Here is a 19,123-nt window from a genome sequence, read left to right as displayed (position 1 = left end):
TTGGCGTCGTTACGACGCTTTTAGGAGGCCGAAAGGTTTTGCCGGATCGGATGCGGTTCGGTTTTGGCATAGGCCGACTTTTTACTATCTTTTGTATATATGAAAATAACGATTTTAGGACCTGCGCATCCCTACCGGGGCGGTTTGGCGTCGATCATGGAGATCATGGCCCGCACCTTCCAGCGGCGGGGCAACGAGGTCGATATCAAGACATTTACGCTGCAATATCCCTCGCTGCTGTTCCCCGGCGAGAGCCAGACGGTCGATACGCCGCCGCCCGCCGACCTGCGCATCTGCCGGTGCGTCAATACGATGAATCCCCTGAACTGGCTGCGCGTCGGCCGCCGTATCCGGCACGAGCGTCCCGATTTCGTGCTGATGAAGTACTGGACGCCTTTCATGGCGCCTTGTTTCGGTACCATCGCCCGGCTGGCCCGCGGCAACGGCCACACGAAAGTTCTGTGCCAGATCGACAACGTCGAACCCCACGAACACCACCTGACCGACAAACCGTTCAACCGCTACTACCTGCGTTCGGTGGACGGGTTCGTCTATATGTCCGAGCAGGTCCGCGGCGAGCTGAAAGCCTACACCGATGCCCCGGCGCTGTTCTCGCCGCATCCGCTGTTCGAGAATTTCGGCGAACGGGTCGAGCGTTCCGAGGCGTGCGTGCGGCTGGGACTGGACCCTGCGAACCGCTATGCGCTCTTTTTCGGACTGATCCGCGACTACAAGGGGCTCGATCTGCTGCTCGATGCGTGGGCGCGGCTCAGACGTGCCGGGCGGACCGAAGGACGCCGGCTGATCGTGGCGGGGGAGTTCTACACCGCGAAGGAACCCTATCTGAAGCAGATCGCCGACAACGGTTTGCAGGAAGAGGTGCTGCTGCACGACCGTTTCATTCCCGACGACGACGTGAAATATTACTTTTCGGCGGCCGATTTCGTCGTACAGCCCTACAAGACCGCCACGCAGAGCGGCGTGACGCAGATAGCCTACCAGTTCTGCGTGCCGATGGTCGTCACGAAAGTCGGGGGACTGGCCGAGATCGTGCCCGACGGCCGGGTGGGGTATGTCTGCGAACCCACGCCCGAAGGGGTTGCCGGCGCCATCGAACGGATGTACGAAGGGGACACGCTTCAACGCTTCCGGGAAAACTGCGTCGAGGAACGCCGCCGCTTTTCGTGGGAGGAGATGTGCAGCCGCATCACGGAGCTGTACGGGCTGGTGGCTTCCGGAAAATAGGGGGCGCCGCAGCTTCCGGGAGAACTGTTTTTTCGGCATTTCGTTTGTTATTCAGGCGAAAAGACCTATCTTTGCGGGACCTAACTCATACTCTTGCATATTGTGGCGTCACAATTCATCAATCTGAAATCCAGGTTGCTTAACCCGTATGTGGTATTTGCCGTCTGGATGCTCTGCACGGTTTGGATCTGCATCACGCAGTCGCTGGCCGGGCCTCAGAACTACAACAATTTCCTGGTCTTCCGCGGGGTGTTCGACCATCTGTTCTCCTCGCTTCCCCTTTACGAGCCCTATCCGCTCGAATACGGGGATATCAACCATTACGGTCCGATTTTCGCCTTTATCATCGCACCTTTCGCGGTGCTGCCGCCGTGGCTGGGCATGTCGCTGTGGTGCATGAGCCTTTCGCTGCTGCTCTACTGGACCGTCCGGCAGCTGCCGATGCCCGTGGTGCTGACGAGCCTGGTGCTGTGGCTGACGCTCAACGACTTTTACGGAGCCTGCTTCAAACAGCAGTTCAACATCGCCGTCGCGGCGCTGGTCGTCGGGGCGCTGGCCATGATCGAGAAACGCCGCGAAGGATGGGCCGCACTGTTCATCGTCATCGGTACGTTCGTCAAGATTTACGGCATCGTCGGGCTGGCCTTTTTCTTCTTCGTGCGGCGCAAAGGACGTTTCATCGGGTATATGGCTTTGTGGAGCGCCATGGCCCTGCTGCTGCCCCTGCTCTTCGTCAGTCCCGAATACCTCTGGTCGCAGTATGCGGCATGGGCCGCCGACATTGTGCAGAAGAACGGTGAGAACATGTTCTGTGCCTATACGAACATCTCGCTGGTGGGCTGTGTGCGCAAGATCAGCGGTTCGCCGGCCTATTCCGACCTGCTGATCATCGTCCCCGCCATGGTGCTGTTTCTGCTCTCCTACCTGCGCACCGGGCAGTACAAACACTTCAGCTACCGCCTGACGATGCTGGCTTCACTCCTGTTGTTCATCGTGCTGTTCAGCAGCGGCAGCGAACACAGCGGCTATGTGATAGCCGCGCTCGGCATGGGTATCTGGTGGGTGAATTTTCCCCCCCCCGCACGCGGCCGGCTCGAATGGACGCTGCTCCTACTGGCCCTGTTCGCCAGTTTCTCCTATAACTTACTCCCGACTAAGTTCTACCGTGGCGTATTCGTAGCCTACGCGCTGCGTTCGCTGCCGTTCTTCGCCATCTGGCTCCACTGCATCCGGAGGCTGTGGCGCGAGGATTTCGCCGTCACGGACGTCCTTCTGGACTACAAAACCCTGCCTGCGGCAGACGAGGCGGCAAACGAGGCGGCAGAATCCCGTCCCGCGCGGCCGGGCGACGGGCTCGACATCGTATGCCCGTGTTACAATCCGGCTCCGGGGTTCGTCCCTGCGCTGGCCCGCTCCTATGCGGAGCTTTGCGCCCGGTATCCGGACAAGCGCCTGCACCTGATCGTCGTCAACGACGGTTCGCCGCATGGTTTCGGCGAGGAACAGCACGGGGCGCTGCGGCAGGCCGTTCCGGATGTCGAGATCGTCGATATTCCGCACGGCGGCAAGGGCGCTGCCATCCGGGCCGGCATCGCCCGTTCCCGGGCCCCGTATACCATCTATACGGACATCGACATGCCCTATACGGCGGAGTCGATGTGCGAGGTGATCGACCGGGTGTTCGCAGGGACCGACGTGGTGATCGCCGTGCGCAACCGGAGTTACCATTCGCGGCTTTCGCCCATGCGCAAGATGATGTCCTACGGGTCGAAACTGCTTAACCGCATCTTCCTCAACATCCGCCATACCGACACGCAGGGCGGTCTGAAGGGCCTCTCGCCCCGCGCTCGGGCGGTGATGCTGCGCACACGCATCTCCGATTTCCTGTTCGACACCGAATTCGTCGTCCTCGCCGCACGCGACAAACGCCTGCGCATCGAGGAGGTCGAGACCATGCTCCGCGACGGCATCGTCATGTCGGCGATGTCTCCGCGGGTGTTGTTCCGTGAATTGAGAAACTTTTTCCGTATCGCCATCCGCCTATGACTGTGACACTCGGTTTCGACGTCGAGGAGTTCGATTTTCCGCTCGAAAGGGGCCGCGGAATCGATTTCGGCACCCAGCTTGCGGTCAGCTCCGAGGGGCTGGAGTTCCTGCTGGACCTGCTCGCGCGGCTGGAGCTGCGGGCCACGTTTTACACGACGGCCAATTTTGCCCTCCACCGCACGGACCTTGTCCGCCGCATCGTCGCCGGAGGCCACGAGGTGGCTTCGCATGACTATTACCACGGGCTGACCGCCGGGTCGGACCCTGCCGGCAGCCGGCGGACGCTCGAAGAGCTGACCGGACAGCGCATTGTCGGCTACCGTGCCCCGCGGCTGGCCGCCGCTTCGTCCGCGGCGCTCGCGGCGGCGGGGTACAGGTACAATTCGTCGATCAATCCGACGTGGATTCCGACGCGCTACAACAACCTCCGGGCCCCGTGCTCCGTGTCGCGGGAGGAGGGGCTCACGATCTATCCGGTTTCGGTCTCCGCGCCTTTCCGCGTGCCGCTGTTTTGGATTTCGCTCCACGTCATGCCGCTGCCGCTCTACAAACTGCTGTGCCGCAGCGCCCTGCGCCGCGACGGGCACCTGAACCTCTATTTCCATCCGTGGGAGTTTTCCGCACGGCTGCGCGAGCCGGCTTTCGGTGTTCCGGGCTATCTTACGCATTGTTCGGGGACGGACCTGCAACGGAAATTCATCCGGCTGCTGGAGTGGCTGAAAGCCCGCGGCTGTCGGTTTTTGACCACCCGCGAATACCTCGGATGCGATGAGTAGGGTAGCGATGATGCTCCGGAGGCTCTATGAGAGTCCGTTCGTGCGCTTCGCCGTGGTGGGAGGCGTCGCCACGGCGGTCAATTACGCCGTTTACGTCGTGCTGGTGCGGTGTTTCGACGACCTCTGGCCGGCCCTTGCCTATTTTTGCGCCTTCTGCGTCAGCATCGTCTGCAACTTTCTGCTGTCGAGCTATTTCACCTTTCGGGTACGGCCCTCTGCCCGCCGTGCCGTGCGGTTCCTGACGGCCCACCTCATCAACCTTGTGAACGAACTCGTACTGCTCGAAATCTGGCTGTGGGCGGGCGTTCCGAAACTCTATGCGCCGCTGTGCGTTTTTCTGGTCGCCTTTCCGGTCAATTTCCTGATGGTGCGCTTCGCCCTGCGCGGGCGTTTGAAATCCTGAAAAAACGGACCCTGCCGTGCGATGCGCGGCAGGGTCTCCTTCTTCATTTATTCGGGTGTAGCTTGGGCTACTTCTTGATATTGGGCAGTTCCAGCCCGTATTTCTTTTTCCGGTCCTCGGCTTTGAGCCAGATTCCCAGCAGCATCGCCAGCACGCCGCATGCGACGAAGATCAGCATCGGGCGCGTGTAGTCATAAGGTGCTCCGGCGGCCCGGTTGGCGTTGAAGTATTTGAGCGCGAATCCGAAGAGCATCGGGAAGAGGCACAGTCCGATGTTCTGAATCCAGAAGATCAGCGAATAGGCCGAACCCAGATAGCGCGTCTCCACGATCTTGGGGACCGAAGGCCAGAGCGCCGCCGGAACCAGCGAGAACGAGATGCCGAGCAGGACGATCGAGCCATAGGCGATGGGTTTGCTCGGGTACTCCGGGAGCACGAACGCGAAGGTCAGGTGGCAGACGATCATCAGCACCGCGCCGAGAATGAGCATCGTGGCGCCCTTGCCCTTGTGGTCGAGGTAGCGGCCCAGGAAGGGGGTGATGGCCGCCGCACCCATCGGGAACCAGCGGAAAATGTCGGCGGCGGTCTGCGCCGAGACTCCGAGATTGCTCTCCAGCATGTTCGTGGCGAAGCGCTGGAAGGGGAAGATGGCCGAGTAGTAGAGCACGCAGAGGAATGCGATGATCCAGAACACCTTGCTGCTCAGGATGAATTTCAGGTCGCTGACCTTGAACTCCTCCTCGCTGCCGCCTCCGCCACGGCTGTTGAGGCCGAGTTGTTTGTCCAGCTTGCGGTCCATGACCGAGAAGATCACGAAGGTCAGCAGGCCGATCAGCAGCAGTACGGTGCAGAACGCCACGGGGCGCACGACCGTCGCGGGAGCCATGTCGGCCAGCCAGGGCGAGATCGAGAAGATTGCGAAGACGCCGACGCGCGCGATCGCCATTTCGAGTCCCATGGCCAAAGCCATCTCCTTGCCTTCGAACCATTTGGCGATGGCTTTCGACACGGTGATGCCGGCCATCTCCATGCCGCAACCGAAGATCATGAAGCCCAGCGACGCCAGCTTGGCCGATGCGGGGAAGGAGCTCCACCACGAGTTGAGCCACATTTCGATCCCCGAACCCGCGAACGAGTCGCTCACGGCGTAGTATTTCAGGCAGGCTCCGATGAACATCAGCGACGCCGACAGCTGGCCGGTGAACCGCACGCCCATCTTGTCGAGGATGATGCCCGCGAGAATGAGGAATCCGAAGACGTTGAGGATGAACTCCGAACTGCCGTACATGCCGAACACGTCGGGCGTCCACCCGCGCTGCGCCTCGATCATGCTCTGGAGCGGCGACATGAGATCGACGAACATGTAGCCGAAAAACATCGTGGATGCGATGAGTAACAACGCCGTCCATCGGGCCACGGGCGAATCGTTGAGTTTGCGTTGGATAGTTTCTGACATTTATCTGTGTTGTTTGAGTTAGTTTTCCGGCTGTGCGTAGCGTTTCAGCATCTCGTAGGCTTCGAGGATGCCCAGTTCGCCGGCCTTCGAGATGTCGAGACAGCCCTTGCGGGTGTCCTTCATGAATATCTGGATGATACCGCGGTTGTAGTACGCCTCGGCGAATGCGGGGTTCAGCTCGATGGCTTTCGAATAGTCCTCGTAAGCCTCCGGCAGACTGCCCGAAAGGGCCAGCAGGTTGGCGCGGTTGTAGTAGGCGTGGGCGAAATCGGGGAAGAGCTTGACGGCCTTGTTCAGGTCGGCTACGGCCTCGTCGTAGCTGTACGTGCGTTTCGAATTGTTGTTCAGCCGGTTGGCGGGGTCCGAGTCGATCGTGATCCGCTGGTACGAATTGTCGATCGACGAGATGAAGTCGATCATCTCGGCGCGTGTCGTCGAGCGGTTCAGATAGAGGAACGGGTTCGACGGATTGAGCTCGATGGCCGACGAATAGGTGTTCACCGAATTGGTGTACTGCTTGATGAGCGACTGCGTGACGCCGCGCTCGAAGAGCACCGTCCACGAGGGGTTGCTCGCATTGAGCTCCTGTACGTACTGTTTGTCGAGCAGCACGAGCGAGTCGGCCGGGATGTTGCTTTCGCGGCACGAGAGGGTGAGGTACTCATTGTCGATGCGCTTGCGGAAATCCTCCACGCGTTGCAGGTGGTAGGGTTTGACTGCCGGCAGGGAGTCGGCGCGCATCAGCGTGAACTTGAACAGCGGCAGGAGGCGCATCTCCTCGCGGCCGCCGTTGTGGCCCGTGATGCGGTCGAAGCTGCCGCCCGCGAACTTGCTGTCGAACGACAGCAGGCGGTCGAAGCGCTGCGTGGTGTCGGCGTAGATCGAATAGGTGCTGTCGCTCAGGCGCGAACGGTATTCGGCGATCTTTTGCTGGGCGATCGCGCGGTCGGACTTGGCGCCCTGCGGGTCGTTCAGGTATTCGCGCAGGCGTCCGCGGTAGATGTAGGCGTTGGCGAAGTCGGGATAGAGCTTGATGGCCGACGTGTAGTCCGCCACGGCCTGCTCGATCTCGCCCAGCTGGGCGTAGACGCCCGCCCGGTTGTAGTAGACCAGCACGTTGTTGGGCGAGTAGAGCGCCACCTTGTCGTAATCCTCCAAAGCGCGGTTGTAGTCGCCGATCTGCGTGCGCAGCATGGCGCGGTTGAAATAGGTCAGCGAGTTGGTCGAATCCAGCTGGATCACCTTGTCGAAATCCGCGAGCGCCTGCATCGGGCGGTTGGTGGCGTTGTAGACCAGCGCGCGGTTGAAATAGGAGAGCAGATAGGTGGAATCGCACGAAATGGCCTTGTTGAAATCCGCTTCGGCCTCCTTGTACTGCTCCTGTTGCAGGTGCAGCGATCCGCGGCGGTTGTAGCCGTTGGGATTTTCGCGGTTGGTGCGGATCGCGGTGTTGAAATTCTCGTAGGCCCGCGTGGTGTCTTTCAGATGCAGGTAGCTGAGGCCCCGGCAGATGAAGGCGTCGGCGACCTTGTTCTCCTGGCGGATGAACTTGTCGAAATCCTCGATGGCCTCCTTGAACTGCTGGTTCAGCAGGCGCGTCACGCCGCGGCTGTAATAGGGGCCGGGCAGGTCGGGGCGCAGTTCGATCGCCTCGCGGAAATCCTGCAAGGCGTCGTCGTAGTTGCCCAGCCGCGAGCGGGTGATGGCGCGGTAGGTGTATGCCTGGGTGTAGACGGGATTCAGCCGGATGGCGGTCGAGAAATCGGCTTCGGCGCCCAGCAGGTCGTCGAGGTTGTATTTGGCGATGCCGCGCAGGAAATAGCCCTCGAAGGCGTCCTCGTCGAATCGCAGCAGGGTGTTCAGGGTGCGGATGGCCTCCTGGTAGTCGTTGTTCATCATCGACGAACGGCCCATCCAGAAGAAATACTCCCGGTTGTACTGTGCGCGCGCCTTCATGCCGCACAGCAGGGCGGCTCCCAGTATGATTCCGAAGATGAATTTCCGCATGTCCGAATTTTCGTTTGCTTTTTTAACGGCCTTTCCGTTCGATTTATTATTCCTGTTCGTATCCGAAACGGCGCAGCTGGCGTTCGTCGTTGCGCCAGTCGTCGCTGACCTTGACGAAGAGTTGCAGGAAGACCTTCTTGCCGAGGAACTGTTCCATATCCTCGCGGGCCGTCTGTCCCACTCTCTTGAGTTTCTCGCCCTTGTGGCCGATCAGGATGCCTTTCTGCGAGTCGCGGGCCACGTAGATCGTCGCCGCGATGCGGTCGATGGCCGGCTCCTCCTTGTAGCTCTCGATCTCGATCTCGCAGCAGTAGGGGATCTCCTTGTCGTAGAATTTGAGAATCTTCTCGCGGATGATCTCCGAGGCGAAGAAGCGCAGGGTTTTGTCCGTGAGCGTATCTTTGGGGTAGAACGCCGGGCCTTCGGGCAGCAGTTCGAGGATGGTTCTGAAAAGCCCCTCGACATTGAAGTTCTCCTTGGCCGACACCGGGACGATCCGCGCTCCGGGAATCTCCGCCTGCCATCTCTCCACCAGCGCATCCAGCGCTTCGGGCGTCGAAAGGTCGATCTTGTTGATGACCACGATCGTCGGGATGCCGCTCCGGCTGATGCGTTCGATGATCTCGGCCGAGCGGTCGCTCCGTTCGACGGTGTCCGTCACGTAGAGGATCACGTCGGCGTCGGTCACGGCCCCGGTCACGAACTTCATCATCGACTCCTGCAACTTGTACGAGGGTTTCAGGATGCCCGGCGTGTCGGAGTAGACGATCTGGAAATCCTCGCCCGAAACGATGCCCATGATGCGGTGGCGCGTGGTCTGCGCCTTGGAGGTGATGATCGAAAGCCGTTCGCCGACCAGTGCGTTCATCAGCGTCGATTTGCCCACGTTGGGATTGCCGATGATATTTACGAAGCCCGATTTGTGCATTGGAATATGCTGTTTTGAGCAACAAAGATAGGTTTTTTATCGAATTTATCCTATATTTGCTCAACAATATACCAAAATCGGGCTGCCTATGGAACGATAGAAACTTTTGATTTTTAATGCCGCCACGGCGGCAACGACATATATAAGCGCATCGGCTTTTCTTCTTGTCTTCGAAACTTGGACACTTTCGGCAATAGTAAGGAATTAAAGTTGATGCTCGTGCTGTTTTACGGCGCGGGCATTTCTTTCATCTTACTATTAGGTAGTCCAAGACCTCGAAGGCGGATGAACGGATTTTGTCCGCGTTTTTTTATGGTCTTATATGAAGAATAGGTTCAAAAAAATGAAAATGAAAGAAACATTTATTGTCGCTATTCTCGTTATTACTGTCATTGCCACTGTTGCATTGATTGTAAATGCTGCCAATACAATATCTTATACCTTATTCGGACGCATAGACGGCATTGTGTCTGTTGTTCCTGTTGTCGGAGTGATGTTTGCCATCCTGTTGGCCGTTATTCCGGATAAAGGAAATAGAGAGAACTGAACGGTTTAGAGAAGACATAAAAAAAGAGTACTTGTCGGGTACTCCTTTTTTGGGATTCGATGTAATCCGGATTTACCGCCGCATCATGCCGCCCGGCATTTTGGGCATCTTCAGATTGCCGCCGGCGACGGTCTTCATCATCTTGCGCGTGTCCTCGAACTGCTTCATCAGGCGGTTCACGTCGGCCATCGTCGTACCCGAACCCTTGGCGATGCGTTCGCGGCGGCGGGCGTTGATGATCTCGGGATGCTCGCGCTCCGCAGGGGTCATCGACGAGATGATCGCCTCGGTCTGCTTGAACACGTCGTCCGGAATGTCCACGTTTTTGAGCATCTTGCCCACGCCCGGAATCATCGAAGCCAGGTCTTTGAGGTTGCCCATCTTCTTGATCTGCTGAATCTGCGAGATGAAGTCGTTGAAGTCGAACTGGTTCTTGACCAGCTTCTTTTTCAGCTTGCGGGCCTCCTCCTCGTCGAACTGCTCCTGCGCACGCTCCACGAGCGACACAACGTCGCCCATGCCCAGAATACGGTCGGCCATACGCTCGGGGTGGAACACTTGCAGGGCGTCCATCTTCTCGCCGCTCGAAATGAATTTGAGGGGCTTATCGACCACCGAACGGATCGAGATGGCCGCACCGCCGCGGGTGTCGCCGTCGAGTTTCGTGAGGACCACGCCGTCGAAATCCAGCCGCTCGTTGAACTCCCGGGCGGTGTTCACGGCGTCCTGACCCGTCATGGCGTCCACCACGAAGAGCGTTTCGGACGGTTTCACGGCGGCCTTGATGGCCGTGATCTCCTGCATCATCGCCTCGTCCACGGCCAGGCGTCCCGCCGTATCGACGATCACCACGTTGCAGTTGTGCTGACGGGCGTACCGGATGCCGTTTTCGGCGATCTGCACCGGATTCATGTTGCCCTCCTCGGTGTAGACCTCCACGCCGATCTGTCCGCCCAGCACTTTCAGCTGGTCGATGGCCGCGGGACGGTAAACGTCGCCGGCCACCAGCAGCACCTGACGGCCCTTCTTGCTTTTGAGCATCGCGGCCAGCTTGCCCGAGAAGGTGGTCTTACCCGAACCTTGCAGACCCGCGATCAGGATCACGGCCGGCGTGCCCTCCAACCGGATGTCCGTGGCCGTGCCGCCCATCAGCTGAGCCAGCTCGTCGCGCACGATCTTGGTCATCATCTGCCCCGGCTTGACGGCTTTGAGCACGTTCTGGCCCAGTGCCTTCTGTTTCACCTCGTCGGTGAAACTCTTGGCGACCTTATAGTTGACATCGGCGTCGATCAGCGCGCGGCGAATCTCTTTGAGCGTCTCCGCGATGTTGATTTCGGAGATGCGGCCCTCGCCCTTGAGGATTTTGAACGACCGTTCGAGTTTGTCCGTTAAATTTTCAAACATGGTTGTTTATGGCTTGTTTCGGGGAACAAAGATAATCAATCTTTCACAAAGCACAATCCGCTGCCGGAATTTTGTTATTCTATATAAAAGGCATACATTTACCGGGAACCAACACTCCTTCGAATGAAAAAACTCTTTGCGGCGCTGCTGTGCGCCGTCGTGGCCGGACCGGCTGCGGCCCAAACCCTTGTTTATCCCGGCGAACGGGAAATGTCGTCCGTCCCGAAGACTTTCGACAACGAACTGGGCGTGCGCTACGGGGCGCAAATCTATGCGGGCAGCGGGCAGGGACCCGAATTGCAGGCTTTTTCGATCGATTACGCCCGTTACAATTTCTACAACATCGGATTCAGGACGGGGCTGAACGTCTTCTTCGACGAGGACGCCGAGAACTATTTCTCCGTGCCGCTGCAATTCACCTGGCGGACCGGGCGCATCGCGTCGGCCTGGCGGCGTGACAGCCGGGAACGGAGCGTGCAGAACAATTATTACAACGGTTATTATACCGATTCCTCCGGGGGTTATTCCGGCGGTCGGAGCGCGGATGCAGGCTCTACATTCCTGACCGTGTTGCTGGCCATTCTCCCTTCGGCGTTCGAGGTCCATGCGGGTTTCACTCCGGGACTGATGTGCGGGCCTTTCACGACCGATGGATATTCGACGACCGATTCCTCCTGGAGACCCTATACGGTCCGGCAGCGTTTTTCCTGCACGTTCGACGCAGGTGTACGGCTGATTATTCCGATCTGGCGGTTCAACCTCTTCGGCGATTTCACCTATCATTGCTATCTGACCGATAATTTCCGGGCCGGAGAGTTCCGCCCTTCGCGCTCCTATTTCGGGCTGGGCGTCGGTTTGTCGTTCAATTTTTAGGGGATTTTACCGTAGCAGCCCGGCTTCGTAATAAATGACGATCTGTTCGATCATCCGGTCCTCGCCGTCCTTGTCGTACTGCGATTTGAGGTCCTGACCGAAGATTTTCGAGACGCCCTGCCAGAATCCCGCCACGAAGCCGCCCCGGAACTCCTTCAGCACCTCGTAGGCCGTGTATTCCGTTTCGCGGTCGATGAGTTTCAGCAGCACGCGGCCCTGCGTGCGGGTCATGCGTTTCAGCACGGGGGTGTACTCCTCCTTGATCTCGTGGTAAACCTGCTTGATATACTCTTTCTGCGCCTTCTTGGTCGGCAGGCGCGTGAGCTCCGCCTCCATCGTCGCCATCTTGGCCCGGGCGATCTTGGCAATGGGGTAGACCTTCTTCACGGCGTCCACCAGCCGGCGGTAGCGCCGCAGGTCCACCGGACGGCTGAAGACATAGACCGGCAGGATGTGGACCAGCGGGATCGAATCGCCCCTCTCGACCGTCCACTCCTGATGCCAAAAGCCGCGCCCGCCCTGCGCCTGCGCCTCGGGGAGCGCGGCGACGCATAGGACAGCGAGCAGAAACAGCCATTTTTTCATTGTCGGCGGAAAAATCGTACCTTTGCGAAAGATAAACTTTCGCTTGGATAGGCGTCGCCTCGGCATGGCTCAAATGGATTTGGCTCTGCTCCCGGCTTGCACTATCTTTGCGACAAAGGTAATTATTTATCGCAAGAACGAAACCCGTAAAACGATTATTATGCTTGAAAAAGGACTTTCCGCCCGCAGTGCCGCGACCGTGGTCCCGGGCAATACGGCCGCCGCGATGGGTTCGGGCGACCTCGACGTATTCGCCACGCCCGCGATGGTGGCGCTGATGGAGAACGCCGCGATGACGGCCGTGGCTTCCGAGCTGCCCGAAGGCTCGACCACCGTCGGCGCCGAGATGAACGTCACGCACATCAAACCCTCGGGGCTCGGGGCGGAGATCACCGCCACGGCCGTGCTGACCGAGGTAGAGGGCCGCAAGCTGACCTTCAACGTCGGGGCCCGCGACGCCGAGGGGATGATCGGCGAGGGCATCCACATCCGTTACGTCGTGGACCGCGCGAAGTTCATGGCCAAACTCGGCTGACCGTGGACCAGTCCGCGCCCCGACCGCTGAAACGTTCGCGGCTGCGCCTTTGGTGCGGCCGCCTTTGGTATACGTTCCTGCGTTATGGAATGTGGTACTTCGGCGGACTGCGCTTCGCCCGGAAAGCCTCGGCTCCGGGGTGTCCCCACCTGCATTTTCGCCACCGCACGCCGCTTCTGCGCAAGCTGAAAGACGTGGACATGCAATACCAGTACAACAAGATCGTCAACCTCCGCCTGGCCGCCGCATGTCTCGACGGCGTGGTCCTGCGTCCCGGCGAAACGTTCAGCTATTGGCGGCTGATCGGGCGTCCGACGCGCCGCAAAGGGTATCTCGACGGCATCGTCCTCTTCTGCGGAACCTTCCGCCCGGGCGTCGGGGGAGGCTTGTGTCAGCTGTCGAACCTGATCTTCTGGATGACGCTCCACACGCCCCTGACCGTCGTGGAACGCTACCGCCACTCCTATGACGTGTTTCCCGACAGCGGCCGCACGCAGCCTTTCGGCAGCGGAGCCACGTGTGTCTATCCCTACCGCGACCTGATGATCCGCAACGACACGCAGACTACTTTCCGGCTCCACGTCACCGTGGGTGAGGAGTGCCTCGAAGGGGAGTGGCGGGCCGACCGGCGTCCGGAGTTCGCCTACCGCGTCGTCGAGCGCGGCCACTGCATGAAGAGCGAATGGTGGGGCGGTTACAGTCGCCACAACGAACTTTTCCGCGAGGTTTACGACACCGAGGGCCGCTGTGTGGATGTGCAGTACATTACCCGCAACGACGCATTGATGATGTATTCGCCGTTCCTCTCCGAAACGACCGGAAAGCCGTGAAACGAAGAAGCGGGGCCGCAGCCCCGCTCTTTTCGCTTAAAGTCCGACGATCAGGTGTTCGAGCCAGATCACCGCGATGCCCGCCGCATAACCGGCCAGGGCCAGCAGCGAGATGCGTTTGAGATACCATCCGAACGAGATCTTTTCGAGCCCCATCGCCACGACGCCCGCCGCCGAACCGATGATCAGCAGGCTTCCGCCCACGCCGGCGCAGTAGGTCAGCAGGTGCCAGAACAGTCCGTCCTGCACGAAGTTCTGCGCGAAGGCCGGATCGGCGCTCGCAGCCACCGCAGCGGCGTCGGCTACGGGGTACATGCCCATGCAGGCGGCCACCAGCGGCACGTTGTCCACCACCGACGAGAGCAGGCCGATAGCCCCTGCGATGGTGAACACCTCGTGTACGCTCTTGTCCAGCCAGTCGGCCATGTCGGTCAGCACGCCTCCGGTTTGCAGGGCTCCTACGGCCATCAGGATGCCGAGGAAGAAGAGGATCGTCGGCATGTCGATGTGTTTCAGCACCTTTGCCACGCGCGGCTGGATCGACTCCTCCATGTTGCGGATGCTGCGTTTGCGGTCGTAGATGATCTCGGTCAGTATCCACATGAATCCCAGCGAAACCATCATGCCCATGTAGGGCGGCAGTCCGGTGAGGCTCTTGAAGACCGGCACGAACAGCAGGCTCAGCACGCCCACGACGAGGATGAACTTGCGCAGACGCGGCCCGATACACTCGGGACATCCCGTTGCGAGGGCCCTGGCGCCGACCGGAGCCGCCGGCCTGTCGGCGACGTAGCGGCTGGCGATGGCCGTGGGGATGATCACCGACACCAGGCACGGCAGGAAGAGGGCGGCGATCAGATTTCCGGCCGTGACGTTGCCGCGCATCCACAGCATGATGGTCGTCACGTCGCCGATGGGCGACCAGGCGCCGCCGCTGTTGGCGGCGATGACGATCACGCTGGCGAATATCCACCGCTCCTTTTTGTTGGCGATCAGCCGCCGTAGCAGCATGACCATGATGATCGTGGTGGTCATGTTGTCCAGCGCGGCCGACATGAAGAAGGTGATGATTGCGAGCAGCCACATCAGCTTGCGCTTGTTGCGTGTGGTGATGTGGTCGGTGATGACGCCGAATCCCCCGTAGCTGTCGATCAGGTCCACGATGGTCATGGCGCCGATCAGGAAGACCAGTATCTCGCAGGTGTCGCCCAGCTGATCGACCAGTTCGTGCTGGATTTCGGGATCGTTGCCCAGAAGGCTGAAAACGGTCCAGATGGCTCCCGCCATGAGCAGCGCGACGGCCGATTTGTCGATTTTCGTCTTGTGTTCGAGCGCGATGAACAGATAGCCCACCACGAAGAGCAGAATCATTGTCGTTATCATTCTGTGCGCATCATTGAAGTTCCGATAATTGCAAAGTTAATAAAATACCGGAGGCCGGAGTTGCCGGAAGGGGCATTTTTTGTTTTTTGGATTGGATTTTGCGATTTTTTGTATATCTTTGCCGTCGCTTTCGAGCGAATGTTTGAGCTGTGGTGTAATGGTAACACAGCAGATTTTGGTTCTGTCGTTCTGGGTTCGAATCCCGGCAGCTCAACGACCGCAGCGGTAGTAGACGCTGCGGCAAAAGCCGCAAGGCTCAATAAAAACGGATGCGGTAATGCGTTTGCGCAGGTTACCGCATCCGTTTTTATCGTATCTCCGAAGGCGTACGCCGCAACATGAAATCACTGTTCGCGTACCTTGCGGTGCGAGACGAGCGCCGCGATCCACAGCAGGACGACCGAGCCGATGACGGCCGTGGCCAGGCTGCCCAGCGTGCCTACGGGCACCCATCCGAAAAGCGAGAATATCCAGCCTCCCAGTACGCCGCCGATAAGTCCGACGATCAGGTTGACGAAGAGTCCCGAGCTGCCTCCCTTGACGATCAGGTTGGCGATCCATCCGGCCGCCAGGCCGAGGAGCAAATACCATAGAAAATACATAGTCGTGCGTTTTAGAACGCACGACCCGCTGCAAAATTCGTTCCCGAACCGTTCACAAAGCCTTTTTCAGCGCTTTTGCCAGCTGATCGGGACACGAGGTGCCCCGGCCCCGGCAGTCGATGCCTTCGAGCCGGGCCACGGCCTCCGCGGCCTTCATTCCCCGCACGAGCGCCGCAATGCCCTGTTGATTGCCGTGACAGCCGCCCGTGAATGCGACGCTGCGGACGATGCCGTCCTCCACTTCGATCTCGATCTGCCGCGAGCAGGTTCCCTCGCAGGCGTGGGTTATTTTACGTATCATAAGCTATCCGTGTGACGAAAGAAACGAAAAGAGCTGCAAGGCATTGCAGCTCTTCGTAATATGTCGGCGACTCCTATTGGCGCTGGAGGTCCGAATTGTCGGCTACGACCATGTTCTTGTCGATGCGCAGCGTGACGTTGCCGTCAACCTCGATCAGCAGGGTGGTCTCCTTGATCTCCTTTACGACGCCGTAGATACCGCCGGCGGTGATGATCTTGTCACCCTTTTTCAGACCGTTGCGGAACTCCTGCATCTGCTTGCGGCGCTTGGCCTCGGGACGCCACATGAAGAGCCAGAGAACCAGCACCATGAGGCCGATCATAATGATGAAACTGTACTGCTGCATGAAACCCGGCTGGGGTTCTATGGGCGCACCCTGAAGAAAATTGATCATAATTGTTATTCTGTTTTTAAGTGTTTATTTCAGTGAACGGCATAAAGGTACGAATTATTGCCGAATAAACAAGGATTTATTTTATGTCCGCTTCCACCAACAGCCGCAGGGGCTGCTGTGCGCCCGCCAGCGAGATGTCCAAAGTCTTGAGCTGCCAGCCCCATTCGCCGCGCGAATCGAAAGTGAGCGTCACTTGCCGGGCGTCTCCCGGCGCAATGGGCTGGGAATCAAATTCGAGGGACGTGCATCCGCAGCTGCGGCGGTAGGAGGCGACGGCTACCGGACGACTTGCGTCGTTGGCCAGCCAGATTCGCAGCTGGGCGATCTCGCCCGAGCCGAGGCGTCCGAAACGCACGGTGTCGGTGCCTCCCGCGGTGAGAATCGAATCCGTAAGCGCGATGATTCGGCCTTTGCGTTCGGTCGTCTGAGGCCGTGTGCCGCAGGCTGCCGTCAGGAGGGCCGGGACGAGGATGGCCAACGCGCGGAACATACTTGAAAGGGGTTATTCGATCAGGCCGCGGCCCGCTTTCTTGATGCTTCCCTCGGCGGTGAGCGACTCGACGATCTTGTCCAGCACGCCGTTGATGAAGGTGCTGCTGCCGGGGGTGGAGTAGTATTTCGAGATTTCGATCCACTCGTCGAGCGTCACCTTCACGGGGATCGACGGGAACGAGGTCAGCTCGGCCATCGCCGTGCCGATGATGAGGTTGTCCATGAAGACGATGCGCTCGACATCCCAGTTCGAGGTGAACTTTTCGATGTAGTCCTGATAGGTCGAGTAGTTGACCAGCGACTTTTCGAACAGCGTCTTGACGAACGCCGGGTCCTCGTCGCTCTTGAATTTCGGGGGAACCCGCAGTTCGGTGTGCGACACGCGCAGTCCCGACAGCGTGCGCAGGATCATCATGATGATATAGGGGAGGTCGTCGCTCCACAGGATCGACATCTCTTCCAGCACGTCGTCCAGCGCCTCGCAGCTCTGGAGCTCCTTGAAGAAATCCTCCAGCAGTTTTTTGTCTTCGTCGAACGGGCGCTCTTCGCGCTGCATGTAATTCTTGTAATAGTCGCTCTCGGTGAGCTGCGTGTAGAGCGTGCGGATCAGCTCGGGATATTTCGCCCAGCCCAGCTTGCGGGCGGCGATATGGTCGTTCACCGCGTCGCTGTTGGCGATGGTGCGGATCACGGCGTTGTCTACGAATTTGGTGTTGGGGTTGAGGTCCTCGAATGTCGGCAGTTTCTTCTGCTTGGCCAGTTCCTGACGCTGTTCGGCATAGCGTGCGATCTCCACGGGAAGGGTCAGTATCTGGAAATAGAGGTCGTAGGCTTTGTCCACGGATGCCATGAGCGTCTTTTCCGACGCGATCATGTTGTCGGCGCCCGACTTGAGGTGGGCGAACAGCGCCTTGACGACCTTTATACGAAGTAATCTTCTGCTCAACATATCTTTTAGAACGATTGGAACGGTTTCAACGGCCGCAAAGATAGGAATTTTTTCCGGAATGAAAGAAATAAATCCCTATCTTTGCACCCGTATGGAACAAATGGAAGAAAGACAGCCGTATGACGTTATCGTCGTCGGGGCGGGCGCCGCGGGCATGATGGCCGCAGGCACCGCGGCGCGCAACGGGCGCCGTGTGCTGCTGATCGAAAAGATGGAGAAGTCGGGCCGCAAGGTCCGCATCACCGGCAAAGGCCGCTGCAACGTCACCAACGCCCGGCCCGCCGAGGAGTTTGCGGAGCAGGTGCGCACTAACGCCGACTTTTTCGCGCAGGCGTTCGCCGAGTTCAACAACCGTGCGACGATCCGGTTTTTCGAACGCGCGGGCGTGAAGCTCGAAATCGAGCGCGGCGAGCGGGTTTTCCCCAAGAGCGGCAAGGCGTGGGACATCGCCAACGCCCTGCTGGAATACTGCTTCGAAAACGGCGTCAAGATCATCTACGACACGCGCGTCACGGAGATCATGACCCTCGGAAACCGGGTCTTCGGCGTGAAATATATCAACAAGCGGGGTTTCGAACGCAAGGAGGAGTGCGCGCAGGTGATCCTCGCCACGGGCGGCGTGTCGTATCCCGCGACCGGATCGACGGGCGACGGCTATGCCTTCGCCGCCGACCTGGGCCATACGATCGAGCCGCTGCGCCCGTCGCTGACGCCGCTCGTTTCGTCGCACGCCCAGATCCGTTACCTCGACAAGGTGTTGCTGCGCAACGTGCGCGCCACCTTATATATAGACAATGAACCCGTGCGCGAGGAGTTCGGCGAGATCGGCTTTTCCGACCGCGGCATCGAGGGCGCCGTGGCGCTGCGCATGAGCCGCGATGCGGTGGACGCCCTGATCGACGGCCGGCGGGTGAAGCTGACGCTCGACCTGAAACCCGCGCTTACGGAGGAGGTTTTGCGCGACCGCATCGCCCGCGAGCTGGCCGGGCTGGAACCGACGGAGTTCTTCGGCGAACTGCTGCGCAAGCTGGTTCCCAAACCGCTGGTGATGCCGCTGGCGCAGGAGATGGACATCCATTCGAAATGCTATGTCGGCAAACTCACCGAAGAGCAGATCACGCGCCTCGTGCGGACGCTCAAGGGGCTGACCTTTCCGATCACGGACTATGCGCCGTTCGAATACGCCGTCACGACGGCCGGCGGCGTGCGGTGCGACGAGGTGAATCCCTATACGATGGAGTCGCTGAAGGTCAGGGGGCTCTATTTCGCCGGCGAGGTGCTCGACCTCGATGCCAACACGGGCGGTTACAACCTCCAGATCGCCTTTTCGACGGGGCGTCTGGCCGGTATGCTCAAGAAATAGGTAC

General features: G+C 59.4%; 20 protein-coding genes and 1 tRNA gene. 10 read left to right on the top strand and 11 right to left on the bottom strand.

Features of this window, described 5'->3' with window-relative positions; genetic code table 11:
• The first annotated feature begins 99 nt into the window (after positions 1 to 99).
• The 4 genes from NQ519_RS00535 (at position 100) to NQ519_RS00520 (ending at position 4,470) form a co-directional block, all read left to right on the top strand.
• Positions 100 to 1,245, top strand: coding sequence for a glycosyltransferase (locus NQ519_RS00535; protein WP_019150022.1), 1,146 nt, complete (start codon positions 100 to 102; stop codon positions 1,243 to 1,245).
• Between the two features lie 150 nt (positions 1,246 to 1,395).
• Positions 1,396 to 3,291 carry a glycosyltransferase 87 family protein gene (locus tag NQ519_RS00530; RefSeq protein WP_231839932.1) on the top strand — a complete coding sequence of 632 codons (1,896 nt, stop codon included), beginning with the start codon at positions 1,396 to 1,398 and terminating at the stop codon, positions 3,289 to 3,291.
• A complete protein-coding gene (locus NQ519_RS00525) occupies positions 3,288 to 4,067 on the top strand; it encodes a polysaccharide deacetylase family protein (RefSeq protein WP_015547796.1) in 780 nt (259 codons plus the stop codon). The genes NQ519_RS00530 and NQ519_RS00525 overlap by 4 nt, the downstream gene beginning before the upstream one ends.
• Positions 4,060 to 4,470 carry a GtrA family protein gene (locus tag NQ519_RS00520; protein ID WP_118406461.1) on the top strand — a complete coding sequence of 137 codons (411 nt, stop codon included), beginning with the start codon at positions 4,060 to 4,062 and terminating at the stop codon, positions 4,468 to 4,470. The genes NQ519_RS00525 and NQ519_RS00520 overlap by 8 nt, the downstream gene beginning before the upstream one ends.
• Before the next feature lie 67 nt (positions 4,471 to 4,537).
• On the opposite strand, the gene NQ519_RS00515 is transcribed toward NQ519_RS00520, so the two are convergent.
• Genes NQ519_RS00515 through era form a run of 3 tightly spaced genes read right to left on the bottom strand, consistent with a single transcriptional unit; the run spans position 4,538 to position 8,861 of the window.
• On the bottom strand, positions 4,538 to 5,926 hold the full coding sequence (locus NQ519_RS00515) for an MFS transporter (RefSeq protein WP_026076373.1): 1,389 nt from the start codon (positions 5,924 to 5,926) through the stop codon (positions 4,538 to 4,540).
• Between the two features lie 18 nt (positions 5,927 to 5,944).
• Entirely contained in the window at positions 5,945 to 7,933 is a 1,989-nt protein-coding gene (locus NQ519_RS00510; RefSeq protein ID WP_019150025.1) for a tetratricopeptide repeat protein, read from the bottom strand.
• Between the two features lie 46 nt (positions 7,934 to 7,979).
• On the bottom strand, positions 7,980 to 8,861 hold the full coding sequence (gene era, locus NQ519_RS00505) for a GTPase Era (RefSeq protein ID WP_019150026.1): 882 nt from the start codon (positions 8,859 to 8,861) through the stop codon (positions 7,980 to 7,982).
• A 349-nt stretch (positions 8,862 to 9,210) separates the two neighbouring features.
• Here era and NQ519_RS00500 point away from each other — a divergent pair, with 349 nt between their 5' ends.
• Positions 9,211 to 9,408, top strand: a complete 198-nt coding sequence (locus NQ519_RS00500) for a hypothetical protein (RefSeq protein ID WP_147513200.1) — start codon at positions 9,211 to 9,213, stop codon at positions 9,406 to 9,408.
• Positions 9,409 to 9,480: 72 nt separating this feature from the next.
• On the opposite strand, the gene ffh is transcribed toward NQ519_RS00500, so the two are convergent.
• The gene (ffh, locus tag NQ519_RS00495; protein WP_019150028.1) at positions 9,481 to 10,812 is read right to left on the bottom strand and encodes a signal recognition particle protein; all 1,332 of its coding nucleotides are present in this window, start codon (positions 10,810 to 10,812) and stop codon (positions 9,481 to 9,483) included.
• 123 nt (positions 10,813 to 10,935) lie between these two features.
• On the opposite strand from ffh, the gene NQ519_RS00490 reads away from it, so the two are divergent.
• The gene (locus NQ519_RS00490; protein WP_019150029.1) at positions 10,936 to 11,685 is read left to right on the top strand and encodes a hypothetical protein; all 750 of its coding nucleotides are present in this window, start codon (positions 10,936 to 10,938) and stop codon (positions 11,683 to 11,685) included.
• A 6-nt stretch (positions 11,686 to 11,691) separates the two neighbouring features.
• Here the strand turns inward: NQ519_RS00490 and NQ519_RS00485 are convergent, their stop codons facing one another.
• A complete protein-coding gene (locus tag NQ519_RS00485; RefSeq protein ID WP_019150030.1) occupies positions 11,692 to 12,270 on the bottom strand; it encodes a DUF4294 domain-containing protein in 579 nt (192 codons plus the stop codon).
• Between the two features lie 160 nt (positions 12,271 to 12,430).
• On the opposite strand from NQ519_RS00485, the gene NQ519_RS00480 reads away from it, so the two are divergent.
• Both NQ519_RS00480 and NQ519_RS00475 read left to right on the top strand, forming a co-directional pair.
• Entirely contained in the window at positions 12,431 to 12,805 is a 375-nt protein-coding gene (locus tag NQ519_RS00480; RefSeq protein ID WP_019150031.1) for a thioesterase family protein, read from the top strand.
• A 2-nt stretch (positions 12,806 to 12,807) separates the two neighbouring features.
• Entirely contained in the window at positions 12,808 to 13,635 is an 828-nt protein-coding gene (locus NQ519_RS00475) for a VanW family protein (protein ID WP_026076374.1), read from the top strand.
• 36 nt (positions 13,636 to 13,671) lie between these two features.
• Here the strand turns inward: NQ519_RS00475 and nhaD are convergent, their stop codons facing one another.
• The gene (nhaD, locus tag NQ519_RS00470; RefSeq protein WP_019150033.1) at positions 13,672 to 15,018 is read right to left on the bottom strand and encodes a sodium:proton antiporter NhaD; all 1,347 of its coding nucleotides are present in this window, start codon (positions 15,016 to 15,018) and stop codon (positions 13,672 to 13,674) included.
• A gap of 143 nt (positions 15,019 to 15,161) precedes the next feature.
• Here nhaD and NQ519_RS00465 point away from each other — a divergent pair.
• Positions 15,162 to 15,232: transfer RNA gene (locus NQ519_RS00465), tRNA-Gln, on the top strand.
• A gap of 130 nt (positions 15,233 to 15,362) precedes the next feature.
• On the opposite strand, the gene NQ519_RS00460 is transcribed toward NQ519_RS00465, so the two are convergent.
• From NQ519_RS00460 to NQ519_RS00440, 5 genes are all read right to left on the bottom strand, one after another.
• On the bottom strand, positions 15,363 to 15,620 hold the full coding sequence (locus NQ519_RS00460) for a GlsB/YeaQ/YmgE family stress response membrane protein (RefSeq protein WP_019150034.1): 258 nt from the start codon (positions 15,618 to 15,620) through the stop codon (positions 15,363 to 15,365).
• Positions 15,621 to 15,672: 52 nt separating this feature from the next.
• The gene (locus NQ519_RS00455; protein ID WP_019150035.1) at positions 15,673 to 15,921 is read right to left on the bottom strand and encodes a TIGR03905 family TSCPD domain-containing protein; all 249 of its coding nucleotides are present in this window, start codon (positions 15,919 to 15,921) and stop codon (positions 15,673 to 15,675) included.
• 73 nt (positions 15,922 to 15,994) lie between these two features.
• Positions 15,995 to 16,315, bottom strand: coding sequence for a preprotein translocase subunit YajC (yajC, locus tag NQ519_RS00450; protein ID WP_044118595.1), 321 nt, complete (start codon positions 16,313 to 16,315; stop codon positions 15,995 to 15,997).
• A 76-nt stretch (positions 16,316 to 16,391) separates the two neighbouring features.
• Positions 16,392 to 16,805: a DUF1573 domain-containing protein gene (locus NQ519_RS00445; protein ID WP_019150037.1), complete on the bottom strand. Its 414-nt coding sequence runs from the start codon at positions 16,803 to 16,805 to the stop codon at positions 16,392 to 16,394.
• A gap of 12 nt (positions 16,806 to 16,817) precedes the next feature.
• Entirely contained in the window at positions 16,818 to 17,756 is a 939-nt protein-coding gene (locus NQ519_RS00440) for a transcription antitermination protein NusB (RefSeq protein WP_019150038.1), read from the bottom strand.
• Positions 17,757 to 17,847: 91 nt separating this feature from the next.
• Here NQ519_RS00440 and NQ519_RS00435 point away from each other — a divergent pair, with 91 nt between their 5' ends.
• Entirely contained in the window at positions 17,848 to 19,119 is a 1,272-nt protein-coding gene (locus tag NQ519_RS00435) for a BaiN/RdsA family NAD(P)/FAD-dependent oxidoreductase (RefSeq protein WP_026076376.1), read from the top strand.
• Positions 19,120 to 19,123: the final 4 nt, after the last annotated feature.

The organism is Alistipes senegalensis JC50, from assembly GCF_025145645.1.
GTDB lineage: Bacteria > Bacteroidota > Bacteroidia > Bacteroidales > Rikenellaceae > Alistipes > Alistipes senegalensis.
The sequence above is the reverse complement of the archived record's forward strand: the minus strand, read 5'-3'. Positions and strand labels throughout refer to the sequence as shown.

What these genes read in the sequence shown, in the direction of transcription:
- NQ519_RS00485 (WP_019150030.1), bottom strand. Translation starts at nt 12,270, where the DNA reads ATGAAAAAATGGCTGTTTCTGCTCGCTGTCCTATGCGTCGCCGCGCTC.
- NQ519_RS00435 (WP_026076376.1), top strand. Translation starts at nt 17,848, where the DNA reads ATGGAACAAATGGAAGAAAGACAGCCGTATGACGTTATCGTCGTCGGG.
- NQ519_RS00520 (WP_118406461.1), top strand. Translation starts at nt 4,060, where the DNA reads ATGAGTAGGGTAGCGATGATGCTCCGGAGGCTCTATGAGAGTCCGTTC.
- era (WP_019150026.1), bottom strand. Translation starts at nt 8,861, where the DNA reads ATGCACAAATCGGGCTTCGTAAATATCATCGGCAATCCCAACGTGGGC.
- NQ519_RS00455 (WP_019150035.1), bottom strand. Translation starts at nt 15,921, where the DNA reads ATGATACGTAAAATAACCCACGCCTGCGAGGGAACCTGCTCGCGGCAG.
- NQ519_RS00440 (WP_019150038.1), bottom strand. Translation starts at nt 17,756, where the DNA reads ATGTTGAGCAGAAGATTACTTCGTATAAAGGTCGTCAAGGCGCTGTTC.
- yajC (WP_044118595.1), bottom strand. Translation starts at nt 16,315, where the DNA reads ATGATCAATTTTCTTCAGGGTGCGCCCATAGAACCCCAGCCGGGTTTC.
- nhaD (WP_019150033.1), bottom strand. Translation starts at nt 15,018, where the DNA reads ATGATAACGACAATGATTCTGCTCTTCGTGGTGGGCTATCTGTTCATC.
- NQ519_RS00500 (WP_147513200.1), top strand. Translation starts at nt 9,211, where the DNA reads ATGAAAGAAACATTTATTGTCGCTATTCTCGTTATTACTGTCATTGCC.
- NQ519_RS00480 (WP_019150031.1), top strand. Translation starts at nt 12,431, where the DNA reads ATGCTTGAAAAAGGACTTTCCGCCCGCAGTGCCGCGACCGTGGTCCCG.
- NQ519_RS00445 (WP_019150037.1), bottom strand. Translation starts at nt 16,805, where the DNA reads ATGTTCCGCGCGTTGGCCATCCTCGTCCCGGCCCTCCTGACGGCAGCC.
- NQ519_RS00490 (WP_019150029.1), top strand. Translation starts at nt 10,936, where the DNA reads ATGAAAAAACTCTTTGCGGCGCTGCTGTGCGCCGTCGTGGCCGGACCG.
- ffh (WP_019150028.1), bottom strand. Translation starts at nt 10,812, where the DNA reads ATGTTTGAAAATTTAACGGACAAACTCGAACGGTCGTTCAAAATCCTC.
- NQ519_RS00535 (WP_019150022.1), top strand. Translation starts at nt 100, where the DNA reads ATGAAAATAACGATTTTAGGACCTGCGCATCCCTACCGGGGCGGTTTG.
- NQ519_RS00525 (WP_015547796.1), top strand. Translation starts at nt 3,288, where the DNA reads ATGACTGTGACACTCGGTTTCGACGTCGAGGAGTTCGATTTTCCGCTC.
- NQ519_RS00515 (WP_026076373.1), bottom strand. Translation starts at nt 5,926, where the DNA reads ATGTCAGAAACTATCCAACGCAAACTCAACGATTCGCCCGTGGCCCGA.
- NQ519_RS00510 (WP_019150025.1), bottom strand. Translation starts at nt 7,933, where the DNA reads ATGCGGAAATTCATCTTCGGAATCATACTGGGAGCCGCCCTGCTGTGC.
- NQ519_RS00460 (WP_019150034.1), bottom strand. Translation starts at nt 15,620, where the DNA reads ATGTATTTTCTATGGTATTTGCTCCTCGGCCTGGCGGCCGGATGGATC.